Source organism: Acinetobacter pecorum (assembly GCF_014837015.1).
Lineage (GTDB): Bacteria > Pseudomonadota > Gammaproteobacteria > Pseudomonadales > Moraxellaceae > Acinetobacter > Acinetobacter pecorum.
This window is the reverse complement of record NZ_JACSPT010000006.1, coordinates 52,326-70,739: the sequence shown is the minus strand read 5'-3', so window position 1 is coordinate 70,739 and position 18,414 is coordinate 52,326. Positions and strand designations below refer to the sequence as shown.

Below are 18,414 nucleotides of genomic sequence, written 5' to 3'. Positions count from 1 at the left end.
TCAGGACCACTTATACAGGACTGTATAAACTCGCCATGCATATGACAAAAATACCTCTTAGAAAAAGCCCACTTAGCCTCATGATCCTGTCGATTTTATCGGGTTATGTTTATGCTGAAACGGTTAGGGAACCGGGTAGCGTTCAACAGTTGAATACTATCGTGATCAGTGCTGAAAAAAATGCCACTCCGCAACAGCAATCTCAGAAAGAACTGGCTCAGGTTTCAGGAGGAACAAATTTCATTGGTGAGCAGCAGCTAGGACAGCAGCGACTTGCAACGACGGCCGATGTGTTCCGTTTGCAGTCAGGAATTTATGCCCAGTCTGCGGGAAATGAAGGAGTAAAAGTCTCAATCCGTGGCTCAGGAATTAACCGCACTTCAGGCGCGCATGCCTCTGGTACCTATATCATGATTGATGATATTCCGTTTACAGGACCGGGCGGTACAGCTTATGAGCTGCTCGAGCCATGGTGGATTGATCATGTCGGGGTGTATCGTGGTGCCAACGGTTTAAAACAGGGTGGATTATCTTTAGGCGGAACAATTAACTATAAAAGTAAAACCGGGGTAGAGCAGAATGGCTCTGAACTCAAATATGAAATGGGTAGCCATGGTTATCAGAAATATCAGTTCAGTACCAGCCGAAAACTGGATAAATCGGATTATTATCTGGCGGTAATAGCTAACCAGTTTGACGGGATTCAGGCTCATGCCAAAGGCGATGGCAAAGGTCTGGCTTTTAATCTGGGCTATCAAGTTAGTTCGGATATCGAAACTCGTTTTTATGCCCGTTACCGTGAGAGCAAGCATTTAACTCCGGGACGGATTACTCAGGAACAGCTTAAGCATAATCCTGAAGCAGCGAATAGTTTTAATTTGGCAGTGGATGCCATACGGATTCAGCCGGGCAGTACCTGGTTGGCCAATACTACGACCTGGGATTTACAGGATGATGCCAAACTGACCGGTAGTCTGGCCTATCACCATTATCCTCTGGATTTGCGTGAAAGCAGTTATCGCACCAATGTCGATTATGAAGATATTAGTGCGCGCTTCCAGTATGAAAAGCCTTACCAGTTTCTAGGTCTGGAGCATCAGGGACGTATCGCTTTACGTAGTACCACCCATCGGCCAAACAGTGGGGTAACGGAAACTATCCGACGTGATATGTCCATTGATGGAACATTATATCCGGCAGATACTGTTACCCGCCGTTATACCTATCGGGGTTCAGACAACGTGCTGCAATTTGATCAGGAAACTGCATTAAATGATCAGTTCAAATTGGATCTGGGATTCGCAGCAGCCTATACCCATCGAGAAAGTGAAGTGACTTATCCGGTAGCCAGCCCGGAAGTCAGCCGTTATGAATGGAATTTTGCACCACGACTTGGATTGACTTATCAAGCGAATGACGATGTACAGTGGTTTGCCAATTTAAGCCGCAGCATTGAACCGACGCACCCTTGGTCTATGGTATGGTCTTCGCCTTATTATTTTGACAGTGGTATCGCTTCTGGCCGGGTGCGTGCTCCCATTTACTTGGATACACAAACCGCCAATAGCTTGGAACTGGGTGGCCGAGGACAATCAGTCTTTGGCGATTGGGCACTGAGCTATTACTATTCCAAAGTGAAAAATGAACTGCTAACTTCAGAACTGATCAAAACCTATGAAGATGGAGCAGAACGACCTTCAGAGCCAATTGCTGTTGAATCCAATGCCACGCCGACCATTCATCAAGGGGTGGAGCTAAGTCTGGATACGCCATTACATGAATCCCGATTTGGCGAGCTGCGTCTGCAACAGGCTTATACCCTTAGCGATTTTCATTATAAAAATGATCCATTATTTGGTAAAAACCAGTTGCCGGGGATACCCAAACATCTATATCAGGCACAGCTCAGTTATACATTATACAACGGCCTGTATATTGGCCTGAATACAGAATATGCGTCCAAAATGGCACATGATTATGCCAATAGCCGATTCAGTGATGACTATCAGATCTGGGGTGTTGACTTGGGTTATGCACCAGAACATCAGTTCTGGAAAACCTGGATTAACTTTAAAAATATTACCGATAAAAAATATGCAGCAGTCGTGATTCCAGGTTATGACGATCGGGGTGCAGATCTTGCCCGATCTTCACCGGGTGAAGGTTTTTCTACTTATGCCGGTGTGTCATTTAAATTTTAATTTTTGATAGAACGAATTTATCAGGTTTCTAATATTCCTGTAATACCTGTCACGATCATATCGATGGCAATAGTACCGATTAAAAGCGCTGCAACACGACCGACGATATCGACATACAGGTCAATATAGTTTGAATACTTGTGCTGTAAATGATCATGCAGGTATTTCATCAGGATCAGCAGGCTACAAGTCAGAAACAGCGTAGAAAAAATCACCAGAATGGTTTGCATTAAACTGAGCTGAATACCGGTGATCACAGATGCCGAAATGGTGCCCGGACCGATCATAAACGGCATGGCAATCGTGCCCGCCAGATGACTAGGCGCTCCACGCATCACGCCAATCGTATCAGCACCTTCAAAGACATAACGATAGCCAATCACCAGAAAGATAATACCGCCAAAAATCTGGAAGGACTCAAACCGTACATGCAAGACTTCATTAAAGAAGGCTTCACCGGTTTTTGCAAAAATGATGAACACAATAAAGCTGATCAGACTGCCCTGAATCAATGCCATGTTGAATACTTTTGCGTCGGAATTACGGATAATTCCGAGCATGTAGATACTCATCAGAAAAGGATTGAGCAGGGAGAAAAACAGGGCAAAAGCATTCAAACTTTCTGACATCATTGCGTCCTTCCGTAGTTGAGTAATCCTAGATTTCACGATCCGGGAACAGCGGACGTTTACCTGGGCTGATCCGGTTAATGTGCAGATACATCATATGACGTTCATATTTATCCAGGATGTCATTGATCACCTGTTCCTTGCTATAACCGACCAGATCGTTGCCCTGAGAGCCTTCAAACAGATAACTTTCCAGGCGATAGTAATAACGTTTGGTTCGTTTACCACGTGAACTGAAATTTGGCGTGTCATAGCGTACCGGCCATATTTCATAGACAAAGTTTTCTTCTTCATCGAGCTGAATAGTCAGATCCAGATGATACAGTTCAGGTTCTTCCTCAAGTGATTTTTCCTGAATATTGACTTGAATACCTTTGTCAATTAACTCGGTTGCAACGGCCTCAATGGCCGGCTTGCAGACATTGTCCAGCATGGTCCGGGTCTGGGACAGGCTTGGATGCAGCATGACCCGGCTCAGACGCTTCTTCCAGTTCAAGATATCCACATTACCGACCACAGGTGCCGCATTCAGGCTGGTACTGGCTTGACGAAAATCCTCCAGACGCAAGGACTTATAGAGTCCCGCCATCACAAAGAAAATGACGAAACTAAAAGGCAGACCCATAATAATCGTGGTGTTCTGTAATGCTGTCACGCCATTCGCCATGAGCATAGCCAAAGTCAGCAAACCGATGGCAATGGCCCAGAACACACTGAGCCAGCGTGGTGAATCATGCTCAATATTAGTGAATTTGGTCGTGAAATTTCCCAATACCAATGCCCCTGAATCCGCTGAGGTCACATAGAACAGCAAGCCGGTAATGGTGGCGACACCTGCTGTAAACATAAAGCCTGGATACTGCGCCAGCAGATCATAAAAACCATGTGCCGGATTTTCTAAAACTGTCGTAGCAAGTTGAGTATTACCATCAAAAATCACGCTGTATAAAGCACTGTTACCGAAAATAGACAACCAGGTCAGGGTAAATAACAGAGGAATAACCAAAGTCCCGGTGACAAATTCGCGAATGGTACGACCACGGGAAATACGGGCCAGGAACAGACCAACAAAAGGTGACCAGGCGATCCACCATGCCCAGAAGAACAGGGTCCAGCTATTCATCCACTCTTTGGGTTGTTCAAAAGGAAAACTGGTTAAAGAAAGCTTCGGGAACTGGCTGATATAGTCACCAAAATTCTGAATCAAGGCGGCTAATAAAAACTCGGTATTGCCTACAAATAGAATGAATAGCAGCAGCCCAATTGACACATAGATATTAATTTCAGACAGGATCCGGATGCCTTTATTGACACCTGCAGTGACTGAAATAATAGTAATAATCACAGCAACGGCGATGAGTGCAGTTTGAATCCAGATATTTTCCGGTAAACCAAACAGCACATGCAGGCCGTAATTTAATTGCACAACGCCAATCCCGCAGGTGGTGGCAATCCCGAAAATCGTGCCGAGTACCGCAGCCGTATCCACAGTATGGCCGATCGGGCCATTAATTCTTTTTCCAAAAATAGGATAGAGTGCTGATCGGATGGTGAGCGGTAAATTATAGCGATAGCTGAAATAACCCAGGGCGACCCCAATCAGCGCATACATACTCCAGCCGGTTAAGCCGTAGTGAAATAGGGTCCACACCATGGACTGGCGCGCAGCTTCAAAGGTTTCGCCTTCGCCTACAGGGGGATTCATATAATGAGAAAGTGGTTCCGCCACAGAGAAAAACATCAGGTCAATCCCGATCCCGGCAGAAAATAGCATCGCCGACCAACTCAGCAGGCTAAATTCTGGCTTGGAATGTTTGGGACCTAATTTAATCTCGCCATAACGAGAACAGGCAATAAAAATGATAAAAACTAGATACAGCGTTGCCGCCAGCAGGTAATACCAGCTAAAGGTACGACTGACCCAGTTTAAAATATTAATAATGACTTGATTGGCTTGTTCATTAAATAAAATGGTAATGATAGAAAACAGCAGAATAAGTGTCGCCGAAAAATAAAAAACTACTTTATTCAGACCATCTTGCATCTCTTCATTTTTCTTTTGCATAAATCCATGACCATCGTTTTGTTGCCGGATGATCTACAGTGCAGTGTGATTTAAAAGTAAAAACATGCCATAAAGCTTCCCTGTTTTCGTGAATTACAAACTTTTGCAAATCCAAAACAAACTGCGCTGTACATCAAGGGTGAGCTGGCACTATAATTTTTATTAATTGAACGTTCAATTAAAAAAGCGTTTATTAATTGTTACATCATTCCGCTATTTTTTTAGCAAAGTAACTTTCTATTGTTATATCCGTTATTCAGGTTAGACCTATGCCCAAAGTTGGTATGCAACCGATCCGCCGTCAGCAACTTATCGACGCCACTTTAGCTGCAGTCAATGAGCTGGGTTTTGCAGAAGCCTCAATCAGTCAGATTGCTCAAAGGGCAGGTGTCTCAAACGGCATCATAAGTCATTATTTTAAAGGTAAAAATGGCTTGATTGAAGCCACAATGCGTTACTTGTTGCAGCAATTAGGTACATCTGTTGCACAGATAAAGATGCAGGTTGATGACATGCCGGAACAACGCTTACTGGCGATCGTACGTGGTAATTTTTCTGCTCCACAAACGGACAAGGCAGCCATGAAAGTCTGGTTGGCATTCTGGGCTAGCAGTTTACACCAACCTGAATTACACCGTTTACAGCAGATCAATCATTACCGTTTACATTCCAATCTCAAATATGAATTCATGAAAAAGTTGAGTAAAGACCAGGCAGAGAAAGCCGCTCAAGGTCTGGCAGCATTGATTGACGGATTCTGGCTGAGAGGAGCATTGGTAAGTGGCGAAATTGATCCAGAACTGCCGATTGAACTGTGTAGTGAATATATCCGACAACAACTCAAATAACCCACCTGCGAGGAAATTCCATTGACAACCTTCAAACTGCAACGTCCTTATATTCATGGACAGTATGTCGATGCAACGTCCAATAGCACGTTTCAAACGATTAATCCTGCAACAGGCGAAGTTCTGGCAGACGTGCAAGTGTGTACGCGAAAAGATATCGATCGCGCTGTTGAATCGGCACAGCAAGGACAAAAGGTCTGGGCAGAAATGACGGCGATTCAACGTTCCCGTATTTTGAACAAGGCTGTCGCTATTCTTCGTGAACGTAATGACGAGCTGGCGCGTTTAGAAAGTCTCGACAGTGGTAAAGCTTTCAGTGAAACATCCACCGTCGATATTGCGACAGGTGCAGATGTACTCGAATACTATGCAGGTATTTTGCCAGCATTAGAAGGCCAGCAAATCCCGCTCAGAAGCAGTTCGTTTGTTTATACCCGCCGTGAACCTTTGGGTGTGGTTGCCGGGATTGGTGCATGGAATTACCCGATTCAAATCGCCTTATGGAAATCGGCACCTGCACTGGCAGCAGGCAATGCCATGATCTTTAAAGCCAGTGAAATAACGCCATTAACTGCGCTAAAACTGGCAGAAATTTATACAGAAGCGGGTGTGCCGCATGGCGTATTCAATGTGGTGACTGGTAGTGGTGAAATTGGTGGTTATCTGACTTCACATCCGGACATAGCCAAAGTTTCATTTACTGGTGGTGTTGCAACCGGCAAAAAAGTCATGGCCCAAGCTGCGAATTCCAGTCTGAAAGAAGTGACTATGGAGCTGGGCGGAAAATCCCCATTGATTATCTGTGAAGATGCCGATCTGGATCTGGCGGCAGATATTGCCATGATGGCCAACTTCTACAGTTCCGGTCAGGTCTGTACTAATGGTACCCGTGTATTTGTACCTTTAGCCTTGAAAGCAGAATTCGAAGAAAAGATTCTGCAGCGTATTCCTTATATCCGTATGGGGGACCCACTCGATCCTGAAACCAATTTTGGTCCAGTGTCCAGCTTCTCTCATATGGAAAAAGTGCTGGATTATATCGAACAGGGCAAAAAAGAAGGCGCTCGTTTACTTTGTGGTGGTGGCCGTGCCGAAGATGAGCAGTTTGCCCAAGGCGCTTATGTGCTACCAACGGTATTTACCGATTGCCGTGACGACATGACGATTGTCCGTGACGAAATCTTTGGTCCAGTCATGAGTATTCTGAGTTATGACTCAGAAGAAGAGGCGATTCGTCGAGCCAATGACACCGAGTATGGTCTGGCAGCTGGTGTCGTGACACCGAATCTGGCACGTGCGCACCGTATTATTCATCAAATTGAAGCTGGCATTTGCTGGATTAATACCTGGGGCGAATCACCGGCAGAAATGCCAGTTGGTGGTTATAAACATTCGGGTGTTGGTCGCGAAAACGGTATTGTCACGCTACAGCAATATACCCAGACCAAGTCAGTTCAGGTCGAACTCAGTCCTTTCCAGTCTGTATTTAGCGCATAAGGGAGGATTGGATGAATTACGATTATATTATTATCGGCGCAGGTTCGGCAGGAAATGTGCTCGCAGCGCGTTTAACTGAAGATCCGGATGTGAAAGTTCTGTTGCTGGAAGCGGGTGGACCGGATTACCGTCTAGACTTCAGAACACAAATGCCAGCTGCGTTGGCTTATCCCCTACAGGGACGACGTTATAACTGGGCCTATCTGACCGACCCCGAACCTCATATGAATAATCGTCGTATGGAGTGCGGGCGCGGCAAGGGTCTGGGCGGTTCTTCGTTAATTAACGGCATGTGTTACATTCGCGGTAATGCTATGGATCTTGAACAGTGGGCCAGCCTTAAAGGGCTAGAACACTGGAGCTATGCCGAATGTCTGCCGTATTATAAAAAAGCTGAAACCCGCGATATTGGCGGCAATGATTATCATGGTGATTCTGGACCAGTTTCGGTGGCAACACCTAAAAATGGCAATAATGAACTGTTCTATGCCATGGTCGAGGCAGGTGTACAGGCCGGTTATCCACGTACTGATGACCTGAATGGCTATCAGCAAGAAGGTTTTGGGCCGATGGACCGTACCGTAACGCCGCAAGGCCGTCGTTCCAGTACAGCACGTGGTTATATCGATATGGCCAAAGGCCGGGATAATCTCACAATTATTACCCACGCCATGACCAACCGTATTCTTTTTAATCGTAATCAGGCAATTGGTGTGGAGTATTTTGAAGGACAAAATACCTTACAGCCGATTCAGGTTTTTGCGGATCGTGAAGTTTTATTATGTGGTGGTGCAATCGCCTCGCCACAAATCCTGCAACGCTCCGGTGTGGGTCCGGCCGAACTGTTAAAAAGTCTGGATATTCCGGTGGTTCAGGATTTGCCAGGCGTGGGTGAAAACTTGCAGGACCATCTGGAAATGTACCTGCAATATAAGTGCAAAAAACCGGTTAGCTTATATCCGGCACTCAAATGGTATAACCAGCCGATGATTGGCGCTGAATGGTTATTTTTAGGTAAAGGTATCGGGGCCAGTAATCAGTTTGAAGCCGGTGGTTTTATCCGCTCCTCAGACGAATTTGAATGGCCTAATATCCAGTATCATTTCCTGCCTGTAGCGATTAATTATAATGGCACCAATGCCATTCATGAACATGGTTTTCAGGCACATGTGGGCTCTATGCGTTCGCCGTCACGTGGCCGTGTCCGTCTGAAATCCAAAGACCCGTTTGAGCATCCACGTATTCTGTTCAACTATATGAGTACCGAGCAGGACTGGCGTGAATTCCGCGATGCCATCCGGATTACCCGGGAAATTATGCATCAGCCGGCATTGGATCCCTATCGTGGTGAAGAAATCAGTCCGGGAAAACATCTACAAACTGATGCTGAAATTGATGAATTTGTTCGTAATCATGCAGAAACCGCGTATCATCCATCGTGTAGCTGTAAAATGGGTGAGGATGACATGGCGGTTGTCGATGGTTATGGACGCGTACATGAAATGCAGGGGCTGCGTGTGATTGACGCCTCCATTATGCCTTTGATCATTACCGGCAACCTCAATGCAACTACGATTATGATCGCTGAAAAACTGGCAGACCATATTCGTGGCAAGCCTCCTCTTGCACCTTCATCTGCACCTTTTTACAAGGCACCTCGCGCTTAAATCATGGTTTTATTCCTGTCGTCTAGTAAAGCAGGAGTAAAGCGAATTTCAATTTTGTCTCAAAACGGAGATAAAACCTCGACTGCTTTCGATTTTATCTCCGCTTTGCTTAATACATTTTATATTTTATGAAAATATTCAATCAAACAGTGCTGTTTGGCTGTGCTGCTGTTTCAAGTTTTTACTGTTATGCCGATGATGCGGAAGTAAAACAAATAGAAACGAGTGGAAATATCAGTGTGGTTTCGAAATATATCTCCCGTGGTCTAACCAATGCACCTGAAAATGACGACGTTGCTGTACAGGCAGCGCTGAATCTAGCTTATGGCAATTTTTATGTCGGATATTGGGGATCTACGCTTGGATACTCTTATGCAGAAGTGCAGGGGCGTCCGGGACATCGCTCAGACAAATTCGAGCATGACTTTCTGCTGGGTTATACCCATAGCAGCGAAAATTATGACTGGGATCTATGGAGCGCAATCTATTATTATCCGGGCGGCAAGCATACTACCGGAAATGAGCTGGGTTTAAATGTAAGTCGTGCGTTGAATGATCAGACCAATATCGGGGTCAGCATATCGACCTATCTGTATGATGTGGCTTATGCCAATCAGGGCGATACTTTTTATACACTTAACCTGAGCCATCAATTGAATGATCGCCTGAATGCCAGCGTTACGGCAGCAGGGAGCTATTTTAACGATGAAGGCAAATATGAGGGCGGTGAACTGGGCGATACCGAAAAGCAGTTTGCCTTTCGTTATGCTTCTGCCGGACTCAGTTATGCGCTTTTACCGCAGTTGAGTGTGTCAGGTGAATATATCTTTGGCGGTTATGACCGCTATGATGACAAGCAGCGTAATCTTGCAGTATTTGCACTGAGTTATGATTTCTAAAGTTATCTCAGACTAGGCAGGTGAAAATCTGCCTTATCCGTAACGTTAATTGATAATATAATTCATGACTTGAAGTTGATTCATGCTCCGGCAGTTCAGGAAAGACTGAAGGTCTGGTTTAATCTGGCAGAATTTCAGACAAATATTATCAATTTCATAAAATAATTCTATAATAGCGCCCATTCTCGGCAGCGTTATCCAGACACTTAGTCAAATGGCATAACCTGACCATTTTCTATTTTTCATTCAAGTTCTCCTCCGTGAACCGGCTTGTATATTCAGATTCAGCATCTTATCTGTCCGTGACGGCACATAAGAATATTTAGGTATCCACATGGAAATTAAGGTCAATTATCTCGATAATCTTCGCCAGGAAGCCAAGTTCGATGACTTCACGGTGATTGCCGATCAGCCGATCCGCTATAAAGGCGATGGTTCGGCACCTGGCCCATTCGATTATTTTCTGGCGTCGTCGGCACTTTGTGCGGCTTATTTTGTCAAAGTCTATTGCGCAGCACGTGACATTCCGACTGATAATATCCGCCTTTCGCAAAACAATATTGTTGATCCTGAAAACCGCTATAAACAGATTTTTAAAATTCAGGTGGAACTGCCGGCTGATATTTCTGAAAAAGACCGCCAAGGGATTTTACGTTCGATCGACCGTTGTACCGTCAAGAAAGTGATTCAAACCGGTCCTGAATTTGTCATTGAAGAAGTGGAAAGCATTGATGCCGATGCTCAGGCCTTATTAATGCCAAATCTGGCTTCTGACCATACGACTTTCATTCCGGGTAAAGACCTTCCGCTGGAAGAAACCATTGCCAATATGTCTGCAATTCTGGCGGGCCTCGGCATGAAGATTGAAATCGCCTCTTGGCGTAACATCGTGCCGAATGTCTGGTCTTTGCATATCCGTGATGCGCAGTCGCCGATGTGTTTTACCAACGGTAAAGGTTCTACCAAAGAAAGTGCGCTAGCATCTGCCTTGGGTGAATTTATTGAACGTCTGAACTGCAACTTCTTCTATAACGACCAGTTCTGGGGTGAGGATATTGCCAATGCCGAATTTGTGCATTATCCAGATGAAAAGTGGTTCCAGCCAGGCCCAAATGGCGAACTACCTGCAGAAGTTTTGGATGAACATACCCGTGAAATTTATGATCCAGAAGATGAGTTATTGGGTACCCATCTTTATGATACCAACTCGGGCAATAAGGCTCGTGGCATCTGTTCATTGCCATTTGTACGTCAGTCTGATGGTGAAACCGTTTATTTCCCGTCCAATCTGATCGAAAACCTTTACTTAAGTAACGGGATGAGTGCCGGCAATACCTTGGCTGAAGCGCAAGTACAATGTCTTTCTGAAATTTTCGAACGTGCGGTAAAACGCGAAATTCTGGAAAGTGAACTCGCATTACCGGATGTGCCTGTACATGTTCTGGCAAAATATCCAAAAATTATTGAAGGTATTAAAGGTCTGGAAGAACAGGGCTTTCCGGTTCTGGTCAAAGATGCCTCATTAGGCGGCCAGTTCCCGGTCATGTGTGTGACCTTGATGAACCCGCGTACTGGCGGTGTATTTGCCTCATTTGGTGCCCATCCTAACTTTGAAGTGGCATTAGAACGCAGTCTAACTGAGTTGTTACAAGGCCGTAGTTTTGAAGGTCTGAATGATCTGCCAAAACCAACCTTTAGCAGCAATGCAGTAACTGAACCGAATAACTTTGTTGAGCATTTCATCGACTCAAGCGGTGTGGTGTCTTGGCGTTTCTTCAGCGCGAAATCAGAATATGATTTTGTCGAGTGGGACTTCACCAATAATGGTCAAAATTCGAATGCTGATGAAGCTCAGGAATTATTCACGATTCTGGAAAACATGGGTCATGAAGTTTATATGGCGGTGTATCAGCATCTAGGTGCAACAGCTTGCCGTATTCTGGTACCGGGCTATTCGGAAATTTATCTGGTAGAAGATCTGGTTTGGGACAATACCAACAAGGCTTTGTTATATCGTGAAGATATCCTGAATCTGCACCGCTTGGATGATGAACAACTGGAAGCACTGGTTGAGCGTCTGGAAGAAGCGGATGAAGATGATTATACCGAGATCAAAACCTTGATCGGTATCGAGTTCGATGAAAATACTGAATGGGGCCAACTCACTATTCTTGAACTGAAACTGTTGATTTATGTGGCTTTGCAGCAATTTGAAGAAGCCAAAGATCTGGTGGAGCAATTCCTGCAGTTCAATACCAATACCGTTGAACGTGGCCTGTTCTACCAGTCCATGAATGTCGTTCTGGAAGTCATTCTGGATGATGAAATGGAACTGGAAGATTATGAACACAACTTCCGTCGTATGTTTGGTGATGCCCGTATGGATGCCGTTCTAGGTTCAATCGAAGGAACAGTTCGTTTCTATGGTTTGACCGAAACCAACATGCAGCTTGAAGGGCTGGATCGTCATCTACGTTTAATTGACAGCTATAAGAAATTGCATGCAGCGCGTGCCAAGTTTGTGGCTCAGCAATAATCCATAGATGAATGACTAAAATTTTTCGTCATTTGTTTTAAATCTTAAAAATGGCTTACTCGGTTTCGAGTAGGCCATTTTTATCTCTGATCCTATATGCAATCTTTTATATTATTTTCTATTCTAACTTATTAATTCCAGCTCCCGAGGGAACTGGAATTACCTAAAAAATTAAAGTGAAGTGTTAATACTAACTGCTTCAAGATTGGGTATATGAATGTGAGAAATAAATTTATTTCTCACATTCACAAGAATTACCTTACATATTCGGGTAATTCGGACCACCACCACCTTCCGGTGTCACCCAGGTGATGTTCTGGGAAGGATCCTTGATGTCACAGGTCTTGCAGTGCACACAGTTGGCTGCATTGATCTGGAAACGCTTGGAACCGTCATTATTTTCCATGATTTCATACACCCCCGCTGGGCAGTAACGCTGTGCAGGCTCATCCCATTTCGGCAGGTTCACTTCAACCGGGATGGATGGATCAGTTAGTTTCAAATGCGAAGGCTGGTTTTCTTCATGGACCGTGTTCGACACAAACACTGAAGACAGACGGTCAAAAGTCAGCTTGCCATCCGGTTTTGGATAGGTCGGCTTGAAGTTCACTGCATCGACAGTTTTTAATGCCTTGAAGTCAGGCAGCAGGTCATGCAGGGTAAACGGTACTTTAAACACGTTCTGGTCGATGAAGTTGAATGCACCTCCCATCCATTGACCGAACTTGTGCATCGCCGGGCCGAAGTTACGCGAGCTGTACAGCTCTTCTTTCAGCCAGCTATGGTTGAACTTGTCGGTATAAGCAGTCAATTCCTTAACAAAGAAATCTTCGCCCTCTACCACGCGTGCAACCGCCAGATCACCACCTTTTTCTACACCGGCAGCAATCGCTTCAAATACCGCTTCACCGCAGAGCATGCCGGATTTCATTGCCGTATGAGAACCCTTGATCTTGGCGAAGTTCAGGAAGCCGGCATCATCCCCAATTAATGAGCCACCCGGGAAGGTGAATTTCGGCAGCGAGTTAAAACCACCTTTGGTCACGGCACGGGCACCATAAGAAATACGCTTGCCACCTTCCAGATACTGCTTGATCAGTGGATGGGTTTTCCAGCGCTGCATTTCCATAAATGGATACATATGCGGGTTTTCATAAGAAAGATCCACGATCATGCCCAGGGTCACCTGGTTGTTCTCGGCGTGGTATAGCCACCAGCCACCTGAAGAACCGGTTTCATTGAGTGGCCAGCCGGCACCATGCATCACCAGACCCGGTTTGTGCTTGGCTGGATCAATTTCCCACAGCTCTTTAATCCCGATGCCGTAATGCTGCGGATCGGCGTCCTTGTCCAGGTTGAACTTCTGGATCAGGCGCTTACCTAAATGACCACGGCAACCTTCAGCAAATAACGTGTATTTAGCGTGCAGTTCATAACCCGGAGTAAAGTTATGTGTCGGTTCGCCATCTTTACCAATACCCATGTCACCGGTCTGGATGCCTTTTACCGTGCCATCTTCATGATAAAGAATCTCAGAGGCGGCAAAGCCCGGGAAGATCGACACTTCCAGTTCTTCCGCTTTCTGGCCTAACCAGCGCACCACGTTGCCGAGCGAGATGACATAGTTGCCATCGTTATGCATGGTTTTAGGTACCATCCAGTGCGGTGCTTCCTGTGATTTTTCATCTGACAGCAGGAAGAAAGTTTTATCTTCAGTCACCGGGACATTCAGCGGGGCACCCTGTTCTTTCCAGTCCGGGAACAGCTCGTTCATGGCACGCGGTTCAAGCACAGCACCGGAAAGAATATGCGCACCGACTTCGGAGCCTTTTTCTACGACACAAACGGACAGATCGTTTAAGTTGTTTTCAATTGCAAGTTGACGGATTTTGATTGCAGCAGAAAGACCCGCAGGGCCTGCGCCTACGATGACGACGTCAAACTCCATTGATTCTCTTGTTATATCTTTCATAATATAAAATCCAATTTCGTATAGCGATATTTATAGCATTATCTAAATCGGTTATGAAGCTTATTCTTGATCTTTTTATTTGAAATAGGACTTTATCTTTTTTTTTAAATCTTATCTATTTCACAGCATCAAAAAGGTTTGCGGCAAATTCTGGGTAAAGTAAGAAGATGTATAGCCTGGGTATTCAATAGAAAGAGCGACTTAATGTCGCTCTGATGATTAATTTTTTATATGTTATTGAGATTCATCGCAATATTATTCACCATGTGAATCAGACGCGGTCCAATTTCATTTTCCAGTTTTTCCTGGTTTAACAGATAACTTGGTGCACCGCAGTTAAACGTTAAAATCCCATGTTTGGGATGAACCAGTGGAACTGCCACGGAATTCACATCTTTCGCCCAGTCACCTAAAGACAGACAGTAGCCATAATCCTGATAATCACGGATTGCACGTTCCAGATTACGCTTAATGGTTGGCCACTGGTCTTCATTTCTTTTTTTGATCGCATCAAATAAATATTCGCGTTCTTTTACATCCATTGCTGCCAGACAGGCACGTCCCATGGCACTGCTATGAATCGGTAAGGTAGAACCGACAGGGCGGCGCATGGTCAGCGTCGATTCTGTATGTACCACTTCCAGATAAATCATGCTCAAACGGTCACGTGTAGCCATTGCCACAGGAGCTTGAGAATAACGCGACATTTCTTCCATAAATGGATAAGCCTGAGTCCGCGCAGAAATATTACTCAGAGCTGCATAGCCCAAAGCCAATACACCCACATCCAGTAAATATTTTGTGGTATTAGGCAATTGTTTTAAATAACCTAAAGAAACCAGGGTACTGGTAATACGCGCTACAGTCGGCTTAGGCAAGTTGGTTAATTGTGCAATTTCCTGATTGCCAAGTAATTGATTGGTTGAAGAAAAGCAGCGCAAGATTTCCAATCCACGCGCAATAGACGCAATAAATTGAGGATTGTTTTCTCTATGAATATGTGAAATCGGGTCTAAACGGATTTCATCAAAATTGGGAATTTCACCAGTTTTATTTTTTGTCATGTTCAAGGCAATTAAGGTTAAATTAGTAAATATGATAACAATATAATTTCACGATACAAAATAAAACACTTATACAAAAGATAAAATGTAGAAAAAAGTACCTAAATTATTTGTGATCGGAAAGAATGTAGTTATCCAAGCTTCCAGACAACATGCAGTCATCTGGTTTTCAGGTTAAAGAAAGTCATTCAAAATTTCGATTTTTCACCACAATAGCAATAATTAATAAGCATTACCTCAAGAAGAAAGATGCAGCCTTATCTTCAAAAGCTGATAAACACAACGATTCTTCATTGGTAATATTTCGCATTGTGAAATTAAATCTTAAACACAACTTAACTCAAATACCAGAAAAATTTCATTTTTAAGATAAAAATAAAAATTTTGGTAATTTTTCTTGCTAAAAATGATTTTATGTGATTATTTATTTCGTATTGCGAAACAAAAATAATGGTAAAGGAATTTACCTAAATTATATCCATGGAGATTTATATGATTCGTGATCCAGAAATGTTAGACCAGCTTCTGTCGACGATTCGAAATTTTGTAAAAAATGAATTGGTGCCTCTTGAGCATGAAGTAGAAGAGAACAATGCCATTCCTGAACATATTGTGGAACAGATGAAAGAGTTGGGTTTGTTTGGCCTGACGATTCCAGAAGAATATGGCGGTTTAGGCATTACCATGGAAGAAGAAATTCTGGTCGCGATGGAGTTGGGTCAGACATCGGCTGCCTTCCGCTCTTTAATTGGTACTAACAACGGCATTGGCTCAAGTGGCATCATCATCGACGGTACAGAAGAACAAAAACAGAAATATTTACCGCGTTATGCAACGGGCGAAATTATTGGTTCATTCTGTTTAACCGAACCTGATTCAGGGTCAGACGCTGCTGCTTTAAAAACCAGTGCAGTCAAAGACGGCGATTATTATATTTTAAACGGAACTAAACGCTTCATCACCAATGCCCCACGAGCTACGACATTTACTGTGATGGCACGTACCAATCAAGAAATTAAAGGTGCTAGTGCTATTTCAGCATTTCTAGTTGAAGCAGGCACGCCTGGTTTAAGCCTAGGTAAAATTGACAAGAAAATGGGCCAACATGGTTCCTATACCTGTGATGTAATTTTTGATAACTGTAAAGTGCATAAAGATCAACTGATTGGCGGTGTAGAAGGGATCGGCTTTAAAACAGCAATGCGTGTGCTGGATAAGGGTCGTCTGCACATTGCCGGTTATAGCGTTGGCATGGCAGAGCGTATGCTGCAAGACGCACTTAACTATGCAGTGGAACGCAAACAGTTTGGTCAGCCCATTGCGAATTTCCAGCTGATCCAGGGGATGTTGGCAGACTCTAAGGCCGAAATTTATGCAGCCAAATGTATGGTGCTGGATGCTGCGCGTCTGCGTGATGCGGGTCAAAATGTTACGACTGAAGCCTCTTGTGCCAAAATGTTTGCAACCGAAATGTGTGGCCGAATAGCTGATCGCTGTTTGCAGATTCATGGCGGAGCGGGTTATATCAGTGAATATTCAATTGAACGTTTCTACCGTGATGTGCGTCTGTTCCGTTTATATGAAGGAACCACACAAATCCAGCAAATTATTATTGCGCGTGAAATGATTAAACAAGCAACTGCCTAATCTCATAATTTTAAAATAAGGAAATATTAAAATGACGACAAAAATTAGATTTGATTGGCAAGACCCGTTTTTAATCGAACAGCAACTCACTTCAGAAGAACGCATGATTCACGATGCAGCGGCAGCATACTGTCAAGACAAACTGATGCCGCGTGTACTGGAACAGTTTCGTCATGAAAAAACCGATCCGGCTATTTTCCGTGAAATGGGAGAATTAGGTTTGCTGGGTCCAACCATTCCAGAACAGTACGGTGGTGCAGGTCTAAATTATGTCAGTTATGGTCTGATTGCCCGTGAAGTTGAACGTGTCGATTCAGGTTATCGTTCCATGGCCAGCGTACAAAGCTCTCTGGTGATGGTGCCTATTAATGAATTTGGTTCTGAAGAGCAAAAGCAGAAGTATTTACCAAAATTAGCAACCGGGGAATATATTGGCTGCTTCGGCTTGACCGAGCCAGATCATGGATCAGATCCGGGCAGCATGATTACCCGTGCCAAAAAAGTTGAGGGTGGTTACCGTTTAACTGGCGCAAAAATGTGGATTACCAATAGTCCGATTGCCGATGTATTTGTAGTTTGGGCCAAAGAAGTTTCTGCCGAAGGTAATGTCGGTGACATTCGTGGCTTTATTCTAGAAAAAGGCTGGGAAGGGCTTTCTGCTCCAGCGATTCACGGCAAGGTGGGTCTACGTGCCTCAATCACCGGTGAAATTGTGATGGATAATGTCTTTGTTCCAGAAGAAAATGCATTTCCGGAAGTTCGTGGTTTAAAAGGGCCTTTTACCTGCTTGAACAGTGCGCGTTACGGGATTGCATGGGGTGCGATGGGAGCTGCAGAATTCTGCTGGCATACCGCGCATCAGTACACCATGGACCGTAAACAGTTTGGCCGACCACTTGCTGCGAATCAGCTGATCCAGAAAAAACTGGCAGACATGCAAACTGAAATTGCCCTTGGCTTACAGGTGGCTTTACGTTTTGGCCGCATGAAGGATGAGGGTATTGCTTCAGTTGAAGGTACATCTTTAATTAAGCGTAATAACTGCGGTAAGGCACTGGATATTGCCCGTTTGGCCCGTGACATGATGGGCGGTAATGGGATTAGCGATGAATTCGGTGTAGCCCGTCATCTGGTTAATCTGGAAGTGGTAAATACCTATGAAGGTACCCACGATGTACATGCCCTGATTTTAGGACGTGCACAAACCGGAATTGCAGCCTTTTGCAACTAAACCTGAGATCTCCCTCTAGCCAGCATTGCTGGCTAGATTGTTTTCGGGGTTAAGCATCGCGGCTTAATCACATCTATTTGTAGATTGCTATGTGATTTCACCGTATTCAATTTTTAAAAACCTTGAAAAGCATTTTTATATCACTTTGTTAAAGCGTG

12 protein-coding genes are annotated in these 18,414 nt (G+C 44.4%); 8 read left to right on the top strand and 4 right to left on the bottom strand.

Going from position 1 to position 18,414, the window contains the following annotated elements; all coding sequences use genetic code 11:
• Positions 1 to 35 precede the first annotated feature (35 nt).
• Entirely contained in the window at positions 36 to 2,201 is a 2,166-nt protein-coding gene (locus H9629_RS06255; protein ID WP_191730733.1) for a TonB-dependent receptor family protein, read from the top strand.
• A gap of 20 nt (positions 2,202 to 2,221) precedes the next feature.
• Here the strand turns inward: H9629_RS06255 and H9629_RS06250 are convergent, their stop codons facing one another.
• Both H9629_RS06250 and H9629_RS06245 read right to left on the bottom strand, forming a co-directional pair.
• Positions 2,222 to 2,833: a MarC family protein gene (locus H9629_RS06250; RefSeq protein ID WP_225215744.1), complete on the bottom strand. Its 612-nt coding sequence runs from the start codon at positions 2,831 to 2,833 to the stop codon at positions 2,222 to 2,224.
• A 25-nt stretch (positions 2,834 to 2,858) separates the two neighbouring features.
• Positions 2,859 to 4,895: a choline transporter gene (locus H9629_RS06245; protein ID WP_064102875.1), complete on the bottom strand. Its 2,037-nt coding sequence runs from the start codon at positions 4,893 to 4,895 to the stop codon at positions 2,859 to 2,861.
• Positions 4,896 to 5,164: 269 nt separating this feature from the next.
• Between H9629_RS06245 and betI the strand changes: the two genes are divergently transcribed.
• The 5 genes from betI to H9629_RS06220 all read left to right on the top strand — a co-directional run bounded on the left by betI (position 5,165) and on the right by H9629_RS06220 (position 12,342).
• Positions 5,165 to 5,743, top strand: coding sequence for a transcriptional regulator BetI (betI, locus tag H9629_RS06240; protein ID WP_064102874.1), 579 nt, complete (start codon positions 5,165 to 5,167; stop codon positions 5,741 to 5,743).
• Between the two features lie 21 nt (positions 5,744 to 5,764).
• Positions 5,765 to 7,240 carry a betaine-aldehyde dehydrogenase gene (gene betB, locus H9629_RS06235; RefSeq protein WP_191730732.1) on the top strand — a complete coding sequence of 492 codons (1,476 nt, stop codon included), beginning with the start codon at positions 5,765 to 5,767 and terminating at the stop codon, positions 7,238 to 7,240.
• A gap of 11 nt (positions 7,241 to 7,251) precedes the next feature.
• Positions 7,252 to 8,907 carry a choline dehydrogenase gene (betA, locus tag H9629_RS06230; protein WP_191730731.1) on the top strand — a complete coding sequence of 552 codons (1,656 nt, stop codon included), beginning with the start codon at positions 7,252 to 7,254 and terminating at the stop codon, positions 8,905 to 8,907.
• Between the two features lie 128 nt (positions 8,908 to 9,035).
• The gene (locus H9629_RS06225) at positions 9,036 to 9,806 is read left to right on the top strand and encodes a TorF family putative porin (RefSeq protein WP_064102871.1); all 771 of its coding nucleotides are present in this window, start codon (positions 9,036 to 9,038) and stop codon (positions 9,804 to 9,806) included.
• Between the two features lie 334 nt (positions 9,807 to 10,140).
• On the top strand, positions 10,141 to 12,342 hold the full coding sequence (locus tag H9629_RS06220) for an OsmC domain/YcaO domain-containing protein (RefSeq protein WP_064102870.1): 2,202 nt from the start codon (positions 10,141 to 10,143) through the stop codon (positions 12,340 to 12,342).
• A 259-nt stretch (positions 12,343 to 12,601) separates the two neighbouring features.
• Here H9629_RS06220 and H9629_RS06215 read toward each other — a convergent pair whose 3' ends face one another.
• Together H9629_RS06215 and H9629_RS06210 are read right to left on the bottom strand one after the other, a co-directional pair.
• Positions 12,602 to 14,314 carry an electron transfer flavoprotein-ubiquinone oxidoreductase gene (locus H9629_RS06215; protein WP_191730730.1) on the bottom strand — a complete coding sequence of 571 codons (1,713 nt, stop codon included), beginning with the start codon at positions 14,312 to 14,314 and terminating at the stop codon, positions 12,602 to 12,604.
• A gap of 227 nt (positions 14,315 to 14,541) precedes the next feature.
• Positions 14,542 to 15,378: an IclR family transcriptional regulator gene (locus H9629_RS06210; RefSeq protein ID WP_064102868.1), complete on the bottom strand. Its 837-nt coding sequence runs from the start codon at positions 15,376 to 15,378 to the stop codon at positions 14,542 to 14,544.
• A 492-nt stretch (positions 15,379 to 15,870) separates the two neighbouring features.
• Here H9629_RS06210 and H9629_RS06205 point away from each other — a divergent pair, with 492 nt between their 5' ends.
• Both H9629_RS06205 and H9629_RS06200 read left to right on the top strand, forming a co-directional pair.
• Positions 15,871 to 17,025, top strand: coding sequence for an acyl-CoA dehydrogenase family protein (locus H9629_RS06205; protein WP_064102957.1), 1,155 nt, complete (start codon positions 15,871 to 15,873; stop codon positions 17,023 to 17,025).
• Positions 17,026 to 17,056: 31 nt separating this feature from the next.
• On the top strand, positions 17,057 to 18,256 hold the full coding sequence (locus tag H9629_RS06200; protein ID WP_191730729.1) for an acyl-CoA dehydrogenase: 1,200 nt from the start codon (positions 17,057 to 17,059) through the stop codon (positions 18,254 to 18,256).
• Positions 18,257 to 18,414: the final 158 nt, after the last annotated feature.